General features: G+C 70.0%; 13 protein-coding genes. 9 read left to right on the forward strand and 4 right to left on the reverse strand.

Annotated elements, in window-relative coordinates:
• Positions 1-24 precede the first annotated feature (24 nt).
• Positions 25-477 (reverse strand): redox-sensitive transcriptional activator SoxR, encoded by a 453-nt coding sequence (gene soxR, locus ACZ4U4_RS15850; RefSeq protein WP_467873920.1) that lies wholly within the window; start codon positions 475-477, stop codon positions 25-27.
• A 200-nt stretch (positions 478-677) separates the two neighbouring features.
• On the opposite strand from soxR, the gene ACZ4U4_RS15855 reads away from it, so the two are divergent.
• Positions 678-1,610, forward strand: a complete 933-nt coding sequence (locus ACZ4U4_RS15855; RefSeq protein WP_467873923.1) for an alpha/beta hydrolase — start codon at positions 678-680, stop codon at positions 1,608-1,610.
• A gap of 26 nt (positions 1,611-1,636) precedes the next feature.
• Here the strand turns inward: ACZ4U4_RS15855 and ACZ4U4_RS15860 are convergent, their stop codons facing one another.
• Complete coding sequence (locus ACZ4U4_RS15860; RefSeq protein ID WP_467873926.1) at positions 1,637-2,068, reverse strand: MarR family winged helix-turn-helix transcriptional regulator; 432 nt, start codon at positions 2,066-2,068, stop codon at positions 1,637-1,639.
• 155 nt (positions 2,069-2,223) lie between these two features.
• On the opposite strand from ACZ4U4_RS15860, the gene ACZ4U4_RS15865 reads away from it, so the two are divergent.
• From ACZ4U4_RS15865 to ACZ4U4_RS15900, 8 genes are all read left to right on the forward strand, one after another.
• Positions 2,224-3,234, forward strand: a complete 1,011-nt coding sequence (locus ACZ4U4_RS15865) for a Gfo/Idh/MocA family protein (RefSeq protein WP_467873928.1) — start codon at positions 2,224-2,226, stop codon at positions 3,232-3,234.
• A 61-nt stretch (positions 3,235-3,295) separates the two neighbouring features.
• Positions 3,296-4,861 (forward strand): MFS transporter, encoded by a 1,566-nt coding sequence (locus ACZ4U4_RS15870; RefSeq protein WP_467873930.1) that lies wholly within the window; start codon positions 3,296-3,298, stop codon positions 4,859-4,861.
• 89 nt (positions 4,862-4,950) lie between these two features.
• The gene (locus ACZ4U4_RS15875; protein ID WP_467873932.1) at positions 4,951-6,222 is read left to right on the forward strand and encodes a nucleotide disphospho-sugar-binding domain-containing protein; all 1,272 of its coding nucleotides are present in this window, start codon (positions 4,951-4,953) and stop codon (positions 6,220-6,222) included.
• Positions 6,223-6,292: 70 nt separating this feature from the next.
• Entirely contained in the window at positions 6,293-6,970 is a 678-nt protein-coding gene (locus tag ACZ4U4_RS15880) for an antibiotic biosynthesis monooxygenase (protein ID WP_467873935.1), read from the forward strand.
• A gap of 38 nt (positions 6,971-7,008) precedes the next feature.
• A complete protein-coding gene (locus tag ACZ4U4_RS15885) occupies positions 7,009-8,076 on the forward strand; it encodes a glucose-1-phosphate thymidylyltransferase (protein ID WP_467873938.1) in 1,068 nt (355 codons plus the stop codon).
• Positions 8,076-9,107 carry a dTDP-glucose 4,6-dehydratase gene (rfbB, locus tag ACZ4U4_RS15890; RefSeq protein WP_467873941.1) on the forward strand — a complete coding sequence of 344 codons (1,032 nt, stop codon included), beginning with the start codon at positions 8,076-8,078 and terminating at the stop codon, positions 9,105-9,107. The genes ACZ4U4_RS15885 and rfbB overlap by 1 nt, the downstream gene beginning before the upstream one ends.
• A 47-nt stretch (positions 9,108-9,154) precedes the next feature.
• On the forward strand, positions 9,155-10,411 hold the full coding sequence (gene rfbH, locus ACZ4U4_RS15895; protein ID WP_467874585.1) for a lipopolysaccharide biosynthesis protein RfbH: 1,257 nt from the start codon (positions 9,155-9,157) through the stop codon (positions 10,409-10,411).
• Positions 10,408-11,835, forward strand: a complete 1,428-nt coding sequence (locus ACZ4U4_RS15900; protein WP_467873944.1) for an NDP-hexose 2,3-dehydratase family protein — start codon at positions 10,408-10,410, stop codon at positions 11,833-11,835. Before rfbH ends, ACZ4U4_RS15900 begins: the two co-directional genes overlap by 4 nt.
• A gap of 91 nt (positions 11,836-11,926) precedes the next feature.
• Here ACZ4U4_RS15900 and ACZ4U4_RS15905 read toward each other — a convergent pair whose 3' ends face one another.
• Both ACZ4U4_RS15905 and cobA read right to left on the reverse strand, forming a co-directional pair.
• Positions 11,927-12,730 (reverse strand): TrmH family RNA methyltransferase, encoded by an 804-nt coding sequence (locus ACZ4U4_RS15905; protein WP_467873946.1) that lies wholly within the window; start codon positions 12,728-12,730, stop codon positions 11,927-11,929.
• Between the two features lie 52 nt (positions 12,731-12,782).
• The gene (cobA, locus tag ACZ4U4_RS15910; protein WP_467873948.1) at positions 12,783-14,018 is read right to left on the reverse strand and encodes a uroporphyrinogen-III C-methyltransferase; all 1,236 of its coding nucleotides are present in this window, start codon (positions 14,016-14,018) and stop codon (positions 12,783-12,785) included.
• Positions 14,019-14,202 lie beyond the last annotated feature (184 nt).

Raw genomic sequence — 14,202 nt, forward strand, 5'->3', positions numbered from 1 at the left:
CTACGGAGCGTATGACGACAGGTCCTAGAACTGGAGCCCTTTGGCGCCCGGCCCCACTTCCCCGAGAACGTCACAGGGGTTCACGAGGGCACACTTCTCCAGCGAGAGGCAGCCGCAGCCGATGCAGTCGGTGAGCTTGCTCTGCAGAAGCATCAACAGCTTGATACGACGGGCGAGTTCGGAGCGCCACCGCTCGGAGACCTGGACCCAGTCCTCCTCGGTAGGGGTGCGGCCCTCGGGGAGGAGGCTCAGGGCCTCCCGGATGTCGGCGAGCGGGATCCCGACGCGCTGCGAGGCGCGGATGAAGGCGACACGGCGGAGCGTGTCGCGGGCGTAGCGCCGCTGATTACCGCTGGTGCGGCGGCTGTGTATCAGCCCCTCGCGGTCGTAATAGCGCAGCGTGGAGGCGGGCACACCGCTGCGGTCCGACACCTCTCCGACCGTCAGCTCCTTCGCCGGCGCCGCCGAGTTCGACATGCCCTCATCCTAAAGCGCCTTCCTCCCGACCCGGCCCGGCGCCACCCCACACGATCACCGACCGCCGCGCCGAGCCCCTCCGCTGCCACGCCCTTCCGGCCTCGTCCTCCCCCGCTCGCCGCCGAGGACGAGGAAGCGGACCACGCCACACCCCACCCGCCGCGGCCCGGACCGAGCCGCCCTGGAAAGCCGAGGCCCGTATGACCGGCCCCCCGACAGCCACCCCGCCCGCACCTGACCACGCGACCACCGGCCCGGCGGCGCTCTCCGCGGCCCCGGATGTCCGCCGGATCACGCTGGACGGCGCGGGTATCCCCCTGTCCGCGCTGCTCGCCGAACCGTGCCACACCCCGCCACGCGCGGTGATCGTCGCCGTGCACGGCGGCGGGATGCGGGCCGGATACTTCCACGGCCGGGCGCACCCCGCCCTTTCCCTGCTCGACCTCGGCGCGCGGCTGGGCTACACCGTGCTGGCTCCCGATCGTCCCGGCTACGGTGCCTCCGCCGGGCAGCTGCCGCTCGGCCAGAGCCTGTCCGAGCAGTCCGCCACACTCGCCGCCGCACTCACAGCCTTCGCCGGCGGGCACCGGACGGGGGCGGGCTTCTTCGCCGTCGCCCACTCCTACGGCGGCAAGCTCGCCCTGCGCGCGGCCGCTGAGGGGGCGTTCGGCCCGGACCTCATCGGCGTGGACGTGTCCGGCATCGGCCATCGCCCCGCTGTGGACTTCAGCAGGCTGTCCGCCTCCGGCGGCCGTCCGAACGGTTCGCTGCACTGGGGACCGCTCAGCCTGTATCCGCCGGACACCTTCCGGCTGGCCGGGACGCTGGTCACCCCGATGCCCGAACGCGAAGTGCGGGAGATGGCCGACTGGCCCGGACAGTTCGCGGGCATCGCCGCGCGGATCCGGGTCCCGGTGCGTTTCACCTTCGCCGAGCACGAGCGCTGGTGGCAGCACGACGGGCCGACCGTGGCCGCCATGACCGAGCTGTTCACCGGCACAACGGTCACCGTCGACCGGCAACCGGCGGCGGGGCACAACATCAGCCTGGGCTGGGCCGCCAGGTCGTACCACCTGCGCGCCCTGGGGTTCCTGGAGGAATGCGCCACCGCACGACGGGCGCACCCTCGATGAGACGACCGGCAGGGCGGGCAGGCCGCTCAGTCGGCGTCCGCCACCAGACGGGCGAGGAGCCGGTGGAACCGGTCACGCTCCTCCTCGCTGAAGGACGCGAACATCGCCTCGTCCGCCCGGGCCACCGCCTCATCCATGCGGCGGTACAGCCGGCGCCCTTGCGGGGTGCACCGCACGAGGTTGCGGCGCCGGTTGGCCGGGTCGGGCTCACGCGTGACGGCGTGCACTTCCTCCAGGTCACCCAGCAACGCGACCAGGTTCCCGGCGTCCAGATCGAGCGCCCGGCCCAGCTCCGCCTGGGTGCACTCCCCAAGTTCGGTCAGCCCAGCCAGGACGCGGTAGTGCTGCATGCGCAGACCTGTCCGATCCAGCTGTGCACAGAGCAGGCGTTTCGCCTGATGGGCGGCGTTGGACAAGAGCCAGACATCCAGCTGTGCCAAGCGTCCCGACATCTTCATGAGGCAATCCTACGCCCCCTATATTGCACCGACCAACATAAAAGCCTATCGTTGAACCAACCAATATTGGAGCGACCAATATTGCAGCTCTCTTTCCGCGTTGCGCGACACCGGACCAGCCCCCTGACACGGGCCACGAAGGCGAAGGTCGTCACATGACTGCACATCCCTTACGCATGGGCGTCATCGGCTGCGCCGCGATTGCCGCGCGCCGCATGCTGCCCGCACTCGTGGCCCATCCCGCCATCGAGGTGGCCGCGATCGCCAGCAGGCGGGAGGCCAAGGCCCGCTCGTTCACCGACCGCTTCGGCGGCGAGCCGGTCGAGGGGTACGACCGGCTGCTCGAACGCCCCGACATCGACGCGGTGTACGTCCCGCTGCCCGCGCTCCTGCACACGGAGTGGATCGAGCGCGCCCTTCAGGCCGGCAAGCACGTCCTGTCGGAGAAACCGCTGGCCACGACCCGGCAGGACGCCGAGAAGCTCCTCACGCTCGCCACGGCACGCGATCTGGTGCTGCTGGAGAGCTTCATGTTCCTGACGCACAGTCAACATGCTGTCGTCCAGCGGAAGGTGGCCGAGGGGGCCATCGGGGATCTACGTCACCTCACCGCCGAATTCGCCTTCCCGGCCAAGGCCGCGGACGACATCCGCTACCGGCCGGACGTGGGCGGCGGTGCGCTGACCGACATCGGCGTCTATCCGATCCGTACGGCCCTGATGTACCTCGGCGGCGATCTCGACGTGCTCGGCGCATGGCTCCACGTCGACGAGGACCGCGGAGTCGACCTGGGCGGATCGGCGTTGCTCAGCTCGCCCGACGCGGTCGCCGCGCACCTCACCTTCGGCATGGAGCACTCCTACCGTTCCCAGTACGCGCTGTGGGGCAGTCACGGAAGGATCTCCGTCCGCTGGGCCTACACACCGCCGCCGACGCACTCCCCCCTCATCCGCATCGAGCAGCAGGACCGCGTCGAGGACATCACCCTGGCTCCCGAGGACCAGTTCGCCAACGTCGTCGCCGCCTTCGTGGCCCGGATACGACAGGGCACCCCGTCCGGTCTGGAGGGCGAGTCCGTCCTCACCCAGGCCGCCCTGGTCGACGCCGTCCGCGCCCGGGCCCAGGCGGTCCCGCGCAGCGGTGGCGCGGGCTCGCTCCTTCCCTGAAACACCGCCGTCTCCCCTGGACGGCACCGCACCGAAACGAACGAGAAAGAGGTACTACACCGTGGTCGCTCCACCCAAGGCAGGCCGGAGGGAATGGGCAGGACTCGCCATTCTGGCCCTGCCGACCCTGCTCGTCTCCATGGACCTGACGGTCCTGCACCTGACGGTCCCAGGGCTCACCGAGGACCTGCACCCGAGCGGTACCCAGCTGCTGTGGATCGTGGACATCTACGGCTTCCTGATCGCCGGCTGTCTCGTCACCGCCGGCTCCATCGGCGACCGCATCGGCCGGCGCCGTCTGATGCTGTACGGCGCCGCGGTCTTCGGCGCGGCCTCCGTACTGGCCGCGCTCTCCGACAGCGCGGCCATGCTGATCGTGACACGCGGGCTGCTGGGCGTCGCGGGAGCGACCTTGATGCCCTCCACGATGGCCCTCATCCGCACCATGTTCCATGACGACGTACAGCGTTCACGCGCCATCGGCATCTGGATGACCAGCTTCATGGCCGGAGCGGCACTCGGCCCGCTGGTCGGCGGGGCGCTGCTGAACTTCTTCTGGTGGGGCTCGGTCTTCCTCATGGGTGTACCGGTGATGCTGTTGCTGCTGGTGCTCGGCCCCAAGGTGCTGCCCGAGTACCGCGCCGATGTGACGGGCCCCGTGGACCTCGTCAGCGTGGTGCTGTCGCTGGTGAGCATGTTGTCCGTGGTCTACGGGGTCAAGCAGATCGCCGGACACGGGGTGACGCCGCTCTCCGTCGGCATCGCCGTCGCCGGTCTGCTCGTCGGCTGGGCCTTCCTCCACCGGCAGCGGAGCTCCGCCAACCCGCTGCTCGACCTGGGGCTGTTCGGCAACATCCGGTTCAACGTGGCCGTCGTCGCCCTGGTCGTGAACACCGGCGTCATGATGGGCCTCAACTTCTTCGCTGCCCAGTACCTTCAGCTCGTCCACGGCAGCTCCCCCCTGGAAGCGGGCCTGTGGACGCTACCGATGACCATCGCGGGCATCCCCGTCGCCCTCCTGATCCCCTCCGTGGCCCGGAAGGTCCGTCCGGCCTACGTCATGGCGCTGGGACTGGTGGTGGCAGCGGTCGGCTTCCTTCTCATCACGCAGGTACAGGTGTCCCATCTGACCCTGCTGGTGGCCGGCACCGTGGTGATGTTCGTCGGGCTGTCCGCCATGGGCGTGTTCGGTACCGACATGGCGGTCAGCGCCGCGCCGCCGGAGCGGGCCGGTGCGGCGTCCGCGGTCACCTCGACCGCCAACGAACTCGGCGGCGCCCTGGGGCTGGCCCTCCTCGGCAGTGTCGGGACCGCCGTCTACCGGTCGGGCATGGCGGACGGCGACCTCACCGGGGTCCCCGCCCGTGCCGCACAGGACGCCCATGAGTCTCTGGGCGGGGCGGTCGAGACCGCGGGCCGGCTGTCGGCCCAGGCCGGCGCCGACCTGCTGAGGGTCGCCCGAAGCGCGTTCCTCGACAGCCTCCACGCCGTCTCCCTCGTCTGCGCGGTCGCGGTGCTGGCGCTGGCGGTGGCGATCGCGGTCCTGCTCCGCGACACCGGCCGGCCCGGCGAGGACCAGGAGGCATCGCCGCCTCAGGCCGCTCCGGACGGCGTCGAGACCGCCTGAGGAATCCTGCCGTCGAACGGGCCGCGCGACCGGCGCCGCCTCCGCACACCGCTCGCCCGACCCGTCGGGCACTGTGAAGGAGTTACCGCATGCGCATCATGTTCACCGTCTTACCCGTCACCTCCCACGTGATGGCGCTGGCCCCCTTGGCCACTGCCCTGCAGAGCGCGGGACACCAGGTACGGGTGGTGACGCACGATCACCCGGAAACCGTCGCCGCCATCACGGGAGCGGGCCTGACCGCGGTACCGCTCGACGGCAGGATCGACCTGGCCGCCGCGGTCCAGGAGACCTTCGCCAACGAGACGTTGGAGGGGATCGCCCGGACCACGGGGGTGGACCCCGACGACGGCAACACCTGGCCCATGATCCGCAACTACGTCGTGGCCTCGTACGCGTTCTACTACCCGGCGACCACCGATTCCGCCGGGGTCACCGACGAGATGGTCCGCTTCGCGCAGGAGTGGCAGCCGGAACTCGTCATCTGGGACCCGCTGTTCTTCCCCTCGCCGATCGCCGCTCGGGCCTGCGGCGCCGCCCACGCACGGCTGCTGTGGGGCCTGGACCGCTTCGGCTGGCTGCGCGATCAGTACGTCCGGGGCCGGCACAGCCGTGACGCGTCGGCCCCGGACCTGATGGCCGAGCTGATGCGCCCCCAGCTCAGCCGGTACGGCATCGAATTCGGCGAGGACCTGATCGTGGGGCAGTGGAGCATCGACCCCTGGCCCGAGGTCATGCGGCTGCCCCTGGACCTGGACCACCTCGCGATGCGCCCGGTGCCGTTCAACGGCGCCACGGCCCTCCCCCGCTGGCTGCGCGAGGCCCCCGAGCGGCCCCGCGTCTGCCTGACGCTGGGCACCAGCGGCCGGGATCTGTTCGGGGACAACGGCATCTCCATCAGCGATGTGTTCACCATGGCCGCCCAGCTGGACATCGAGATGGTCGCCACCCTCAACGAGGCCCAGCTGGCGGGCGCCGGCACCGTCCCGGAGAACGTCCGCCTGACCGACTACACCCCGCTGAACCAGCTCCTGCCGACCTGTGACGCGGTCATCCACCTCGGCGGAACAGGTACCTGGGCGGCCGCCATCGTGCACGGCGTACCGCAGCTCCTCCTGCCCAAGACCGGTTCCGAGTACGTGGATTTCGCCCGCTACACCGCGGCCAAGGGCGCGGGGCTGGTCATCGAGGACGAGAAGCCCACTGTGGCAGCCCTGCGCGAGGGGCTGCTGCGGCTGCTCGGTGACCCCGCATTCAAGGAGGCCACCTCGGCACTGCACCAGGAATTCACCCGGCTTCCGAGCCCCGTCGAGATCATCCCGGAGCTGGAGAGCCGCACCCGCCGGCACCGGGGCCGGTGAGCGGCTCCCGCAGCGAGCACACCGCACCACCCGCACACGCACCCGAGAACAGAAGCAAGAGGAGAAAGCCGTGACCCCGCCCGCCTTCCCCACCGTCAACCGCCCGGACTCCGAACTGGTGCTGGTGACCCCTCTGTACGTGGGCACCGCCGATGCCCAGCGCACGGTGGCCGATGCCCTCCTCGCCGAATGGGAGGCGACGAGCCGACCGGAGGGGCTGCTCTCGCAGACCTGCTATGTGAGCACCGAGGGCGAGAACGTGTGGACCTACGAACAGTGGACCGGCCTGGCGGCCTACCGCGCATCCGGCCGCATGTACCTGCAGCCCCCGGCGCTGCGCGGCCGCGGCGTGGACGGGGCGGACGTCGAACGCTGCGCCCCCATAGCGTTCAAGCGCTACCGGAGCACCGTCTTCGACACCGTCAGCACCCCGACCCGTATCGTCGCGCCGATGTTCGACGTCGACGGCCGTGCCGCGCAGCGCGCCGTCATCGACCGGCTGCTCGACGGCCCGCTCACCGAGGCGACACCGGGCCTGCTCTCGGCGCACTTCCACTACAGCCTGGATGGCAGCCGGGTGCTGAACTACGCGGAATTCACCGAGGACGAGGCCCACTTGGACTTCCTGGCCAGCCCCATCGCCCAGGCGACCACCAAGCTCACCCAGGACACTCCGGGAGTCCGGGGAATCGGCGGCAAGCGGTACCTGCTGCACGGCAGCGTCGGCGCACCGCCGGCCGCGAGCTGATCGCTCCCGTTCTCCACCGATCACGCAAGGAGGATTCCGTGAAAGCCCTGGTGTTATCCGGTGGCTCAGGCACTCGCCTACGCCCCTTCAGTCACTCCATGCCCAAACAGCTCATTCCCATCGTCAACAAGCCGGTCCTTGAGCACGTGCTGGGAAACATCAGGGATCTCGGCGTCACCGAGGTCGGCATCGTCGTGGGCAGCTGGGCCGCGGAGATCGCCGAAGTCGTAGGGGACGGCGCACGGCTGGGCATCCGCGTGACGTACATACCCCAGGAACAGCCGCTCGGCCTGGCTCACTGTGTGGCGCTCGCCCGCACCTTTCTGGGCGACGACGACTTCGTGATGTACCTCGGGGACAACATGCTCCCCGAGGGCATCGCCCGGGCCGCGGAGGAGTTCCGGGCGCAGCGCCCGGCCGCGGCGGTCGTCGTCCACCAGGTGGCGGACCCACGGGCGTTCGGTGTCGTGGAGCTGGAGCCGGACGGCACCGTAGCCCGGCTCGTCGAGAAGCCCCTGCACCCCCGCAGCAACCTCGCGTTGATCGGCGTCTACTTCTTCACCCCGGCCATCCACGAGGCCGTGCGGTCGATCGAGCCCAGTGCCCGCGGCGAGCTGGAGATCACCGACGCGCTCCAGTGGCTGGTCGACAACGGCGCCCGCATCAAGGCCGACGAGTATCACGGCTACTGGAAGGACACCGGCCAGGCCGCGGACATCCTGGACTGCAACGAGAAGCTGCTGGCCGACCTGCGCCCGGGCAACCTGGGCAGCGTGGACACCGCCAGCCAACTCGGCGACCAGGTACGCATCGAGGCGGGCGCCCGCATCATCCGCTCACGCATCGACAGCCCGGCCGTCATCGGAGCCGGCACCATCGTCGAGGACTGCCACATCGGGCCGAATACCTCCATCGGCTCCAGCTGTACGCTGCGGGCGACCCGGGTCCGGGACTCCATCGTGATGGACGGCGCCGAGATCTCCCACGGGCCCGGCCTGCGGAATTCGCTGATCGGCCGCAACGCCGTCATCGGCGCGAGCCTGGCCGGTGCCGCCTGCCACACCCTGGTCGTCGGCGATCACACCCGGATCAAGGTGGCCGCCTGATGCCCGTGTCGCGTGGCACACCGACGAGGCTGCTGGTCACCGGTGGCGCCGGCTTCATAGGCTCCCACTTCGTCCGCACCCTCCTGCACGGCGGTTACCCAGGCCACGAGTCGACCCGGGTGACCGTGCTCGACAAACTGACCTACGCGGGCAACCGCGACAACCTCCCCGCTCACCACCCTCGTCTGGAGTTCGTGACGGGCGACGTCTGCGATGGCCCGCTGCTGCGCGAGCTGTTGCCCGGGCACGACGCGGTCGTCCACTTCGCGGCGGAGTCGCACGTCGACCGGTCCGTGGGCTCGGGGACTGCGTTCGTACGGACGAACGTGCAGGGCACGCAGACCCTGCTGGAGGCCTGTGTTCAAGCTGAGGTGGGCAGGGTCGTTCACATCTCCACGGACGAGGTGTACGGCTCCCTCGCGGAAGGAGCCTGGACCGAGGAGTGGCCGCTGGCACCCAACTCTCCCTACGCCGCTTCCAAGGCCGCGTCCGATCTGCTCGCCCGCGCCTACTGGCGTACGCACGGGCTGCATGTGTCGGTCACCCGCTGCTCGAACAATTACGGCCCCCACCAGCACCCCGAGAAGCTGATCCCGCTCTTCATCACCAACCTGCTCGAAGGGCTGCCCGTGCCGCTGTACGGCGACGGCCGCAACGTCCGCGAATGGCTGCACGTCGACGACCACTGTCGCGCGATCGCCCTTGTCCTGGACGGAGGCGGGCCCGGTGAGATCTACCACATCGGCGGCGGCGCAGAACGGACGAACCTGCACGTCACCCAGCGCCTGCTCGATCTGTGCGGTGCGGAGGCCGGCTGCATCCGTCGGGTGGCCGACCGCAAGGGGCACGATCTGCGCTACGCCCTCGACTCGACCAAGATCCGTGAACAGCTCGGCTACCGCCCCCGCATCTCCTTCGAGCAGGGGCTGGCCGACACCGTCGAGTGGTACCGCTCCAACCTGGCCTGGTGGAAGGCCATGAAGTACGCGACCGAGGACAACGGACAGCAGTACCGAGGGGACATCGCGTGAGGAACGCCCACAAGGAACTGATTCTCGACGAGACCGCGAAGTACCACATGGAAGCCCGAGCTGAGGAGCCCTTCGTTCCGGGCGTCACCGAGATCTGGCCCTCCGGCGCGGTCCTGGACGAACGGGACCGGGCCGCATTGGTCGAGGCTGCCCTGGAGATGCGAATAGCCGCCGGACCCAGCTCGCGCAAGTTCGAATCCCGGTTCGCCCGCAAACTGGGCCACCGCAAGGCTCATCTCACCAATTCCGGCTCCTCCGCGAATCTTCTGGCCATGACCGCATTCACCTCGCATCTGCTGGAAGAGCGGCGGCTGCGCCCGCAGGACGAGGTGATCACGGTCGCGGCGGGCTTTCCCACCACCGTCAACCCGATCCTGCAGAACGGACTCGTCCCGGTCTTCGTCGATGTCGAGCTGGGCACCTACAACACGACGGCCGCCCGCGTCGCCGAGGCGATCGGGCCGCGCACCCGAGCCATCATGATCGCCCACGCTCTCGGCAACCCGTTCGAGGTCGCCGAGATCGCCCAGCTCGCGGCGGATCACGATCTATTCCTGATCGAGGACAATTGCGACGCGGTCGGTTCTACCTACGACGGAAAGCTGACCGGCACCTTCGGCGACATCACGACCGTCAGCTTCTACCCGGCCCACCATCTGACGACAGGCGAGGGAGGCTGCGTACTGACCTCCAACCTGGCGCTCGCCCGGATCGTGGAGTCACTCCGTGACTGGGGCCGCGACTGTTGGTGCGAGCCCGGCGAAACCAACAAGTGCCTCAAGCGCTTCCAGTACCAGATGGGCACCCTGCCTGAGGGCTACGACCACAAATATATTTTTTCGCACGTTGGTTACAACCTGAAGGCGACCGATATCCAGGCCGCCCTGGGCCTGACCCAGCTGGACAAGCTCGACGCGTTCTGCGCGGCACGGCGCCGTAACTGGCAGCAACTGCGGGACGGCCTGGAGGGCACCCCGCACCTGCTGCTGCCCAGGGCGACAGAGCGTAGCGACCCGAGTTGGTTCGGGTTCGCGCTGACCGTGGATCCCGAGGCCCCCTTCAGCCGGGGCGCGTTGGTGGACTTTCTCGAATCCCGCAAGATCGGCACCCGACGTCTCTTCGCCGGCAACCTGACGCGACATCCGGCCTATACCGACCAGCGGCACCGTGTCGTAGGCGACCTGACCAACACTGACATCGTCACCGAGCAGACCTTCTGGATCGGGGTCTATCCGGCGCTGACCGAGGAGATGCTCGACTACGTCATCTCCTCGGTGACGGAGTTCGTGGAGAAGCACTCATGACTCCGCAGACCGCGCCCCTCACCACGGCTCCCGCCGACCGTGACCGAGGACTGAGACCACGGCACGACGAAGCGCTTCTCTCTCGCATCGCCCGGTCCGCGGCCACCCGCCAAGGCGTGGGGCCGCAAACCGCGGAAGTACACACCTGGCTCGACGAGCGCCGCCGGTCCCACCACTTCCATGTGGAGCGCATACCCTTCGCCCAGCTGGACAACTGGTCATTCGACGGGGATACGGGCAACCTCGTACATCGCAGCGGCCGGTTCTTCACCGTCGAGGGGCTACGCGTCACCGTGGACGAGGGCCCCTACCGGGAATGGCATCAGCCCATCATCCGACAGCCCGAAGTCGGCATCCTCGGCATCCTCGCCAAGGAGTTCGACGGGGTGCTCCACTTCCTGATGCAGGCCAAGATGGAGCCGGGCAACCCGAACCTCGTGCAGCTCTCCCCAACCGTCCAGGCCACCCGCAGCAACTACACCAAAGTGCACAAGGGCGCGGCCGTGAAGTACGTGGAACACTTCACCCGCCCCGCCCCCAACAGGATCATCGCCGACGTTCTCCAGTCCGAGCACGGCTCCTGGTTCTTCCGCAAGAGCAACCGGAACATGATCGTAGAGACCACGGAGCCGGTCCCTCTCGACGACGACTTCTGCTGGCTGACCCTCGGCCAGATCGGTGAGCTGCTGCACGGTGACAATGTCGTCAACATGGACGCACGCACCGTACTCTCCTGCGTTCCGTACCAGGACGACCAGCCCGGTGCCCTGCACTCGGATATCGAACTGCTGTCGTGGTTCACGGCCGAACGTTCCCGGCACGAGGTGCGCGCCGAGCCGCTGCCGCTGGCCGGGCTCCCCGGCTGGACCCGCGGCGAATCGAGCATCGACCACACGGAGGGCCGCTACTTCAGCGTCGTGGCGGTCCGTGTACAGGCCGACAGCAGAGAGGTCACGGGCTGGACCCAGCCACTGTTCGAACCGCGCGCGACCGGCATCACGGCCTTCCTCCTCCGGCGGTTCGGCGGCGTACCCCATGTCCTGGTCCAGGCGCGCGTCGAAGCGGGCTTTCTGGACACTGTGGAACTCGGCCCCACGGTCCAGTGCACCCCCGCCGCCCACGCACATCTGCCCGCCGAAGAACGGCCACCGTTCCTGGACCACGTGCTGAACGCGCACTCCTCATTCCCGTCGCGCATCAGCTACGAGGCTGTGCACTCGGAGGAGGGCGGCCGGTTCCGCAACGCGGAGAGCCGCCATCTCCTCGTCGAGGCCGACGAAGCAACGGCTCCGCTCGACCCACCCGCCGGATTCCGTTGGGTCACCCCAGGACAGCTCACCTCTCTGGTCCGCCACAACCACTATGTGAACGTCCAGGCCAGGACCCTGCTTGCTTGCCTCAACGCAACCAGCACACGGGCCTGACAGCGGGTCCACAGGGTGGGGGTGAGCGTCGTGCGCTCACCCCCACCAACTGCGTTCGCCCCGCGAGGTCACAGCTTCACGGGCGACGCGGTCAACACCTCGTCGCGTAGAAGGCCACGGCGGAGGCGGCGGCGACGTTGAGGGAGTCCACGCCGGCGGCCATCGGGATCCGCACCCATTCGTCGGCCGCGCGCAGGGCGTCGATCGACAGGCCGTCGCCCTCGGTGCCGAGCATCAGCGCCAGCTTGTCGTACCGGCGGGCGGCCAGTTCGTCGATGGCGATCGACTTCTCGTCCAGGCACAGGGCAGCCGTGACGAAGCCGTCCCGCCGGAAGAGTTCGATCTCCTCCGGCCAAGAGGTCAGCCGGGTCCAGGGGACGTGGAAGACCGCGCCCATCGACACCTTCACGGACCGCCGGTAGAGGGGGTCGGCGCAGCGGGGCGTGAGGAAGACGGCGTCCACGCCCAGTGCTGCCGCGTTGCGGAAGGCGGCGCCCAGGTTCGCGTGGTCGACGGTGTCCTCGAAGACGGCGACACGGCGCGCCGTGCTGAGCAGCGACGCCGGGTCCGGGAGGGGCTTGCGCTGCATGGAGGCGAGGGCGCCGCGGTGGACGTGGTAGCCGGTCACCCGCTCGGCGAGGTCGGGGGTCACCGCGTAGACCGGTGCCGGGACCTCGTCGATGACGTCGCGCATGACGTCGACCCACTTGGCCGAGAGCAGCATCGAGCGCATCTCGTAACCGGCGTGCCGGGCACGGCGGATGACCTTCTCGCCCTCGGCGATGAACAGGCCCTCGGCGGGCTCCCGGCGGCGGCGCAGCTCGACGTCGGTGAGGCCGGTGTAGTCGCGCAGCCGGGGATCGTCGGGGTCGTCGACGGTGATGATTTCTGCCACGGGGAGATAGTGCCTTGTCGGTGTCGGGGTGCCAATGCCGGGCGGGGAAGGGCTACTTGACGGAGCTGCCGGGGGTGACGGCGACCACGTCACCGATGACGAGGACCGCCGGGGGGCGTACGCCCTCGGCCCGGACGGTCTCGCCGAGGGTGGCGAGGGTGGCGTCGACGCGGCGCTGGGCGGCGGTGGTGCCCTCCTGGACGACGGCGGCGGGGGTGTCGCCGGAGCGGCCGTGGGCCATGAGGGTGGCGGCGATGGCGGCGCTGTTGCCGACGCCCATCAGGACGACGAGGGTGCCGCGCAGCCGGGCGAGGGCGGGCCAGTCGACGAGGGAGCGCTCGTCGTCGGGGGCGACATGGCCGCTGACGACGGTGAACTCGTGGGCGACGCCGCGGTGGGTGACGGGGATACCGGCGGCTCCGGGCACCGAGATGGTGCTGGAGATGCCGGGGACGACGGTGCAGGGGATGCCGGCCTCGGCGAGCGCCTGGGCCTCCTCCATGCCGCGGCCGAAGACGAAGGGGTCGCCGCCCTTGAGCCGGACCACGGCCTTACCGGCCTTGGCGTGGTCGATGAGGGCCTGGTTGATGGCCTCCTGCGCCATGAAGCGGCCGTAGGGGATCTTCGCCGCGTCGATGATCTCGACGTGCGGCGGGAGTTCGGCGAGGAGGTCGCGGGGGCCGAGGCGGTCGGCGATGACGACATCGGCCTCGGCGAGCAGACGGCGGCCGCGCACGGTGATGAGGTCGGGGTCGCCGGGGCCGCCGCCGACGAGGGCGACGCCCTTGGTGCGGGCGCGGTGGTGGGGGGCGGCGAGGGAGCCGTCGCGCAGGCCCTCGACGACGGCGTCGCGGACGGCGGCGGAGCGGCGGGGGTCGCGGCCGGTGAGCACGGCGACGGTGACGCCTTCACTGTGGCCGGTGGCCGGGGTCCAGGCGGTGGCGGCCTCGGCGTCGTCGGAGCGGACGGCCCAGACGCGGCGCTCCTCGGCCTCGCGGGAGGCGGCGGCGTTGGCCTCGGGGTCGTCGGTGGAGATCAGCGCGTACCAGGCGCCTTCGAGGTCGCCGGGGCGGTAGTGGCGGCGCTCCCAGCGGAGTTCGCCGGTGTCGGCCATCGCCTCGACGGAGGGGGTGGCGGACGGGGAGACGAGCAGGACGTCGGCGCCGGCGGCGAGGAGGGCGGGGAGCCGGCGCTGGGCGACCTGGCCGGCGCCGAGGACGACGACGCGGCGGCCCGACAGGCGCAGGCCGACGGGGTAGGCGGCGTGTTCAGCGGCGTACTCGGCCATGGGTGCGGCTCCTTGTGCAGGTGAGGCAGGGGGGGCGGCGGGACGCAGCCGCTGCGGCGGTGGAACGGCTGGGAGGCATCCACGGGGCGCCGCCGGGTCCGGCCCCGACGCGGGTGGCGGCCCGGCTCCCAGCCTATAGGGGGCGCCGGGCAGGGGGGCGGGGGCCTGGGGGTAGGAGGTGGGA

The sequence above is a fragment of the Streptomyces sp. NPDC029159 genome (assembly GCF_055564055.1).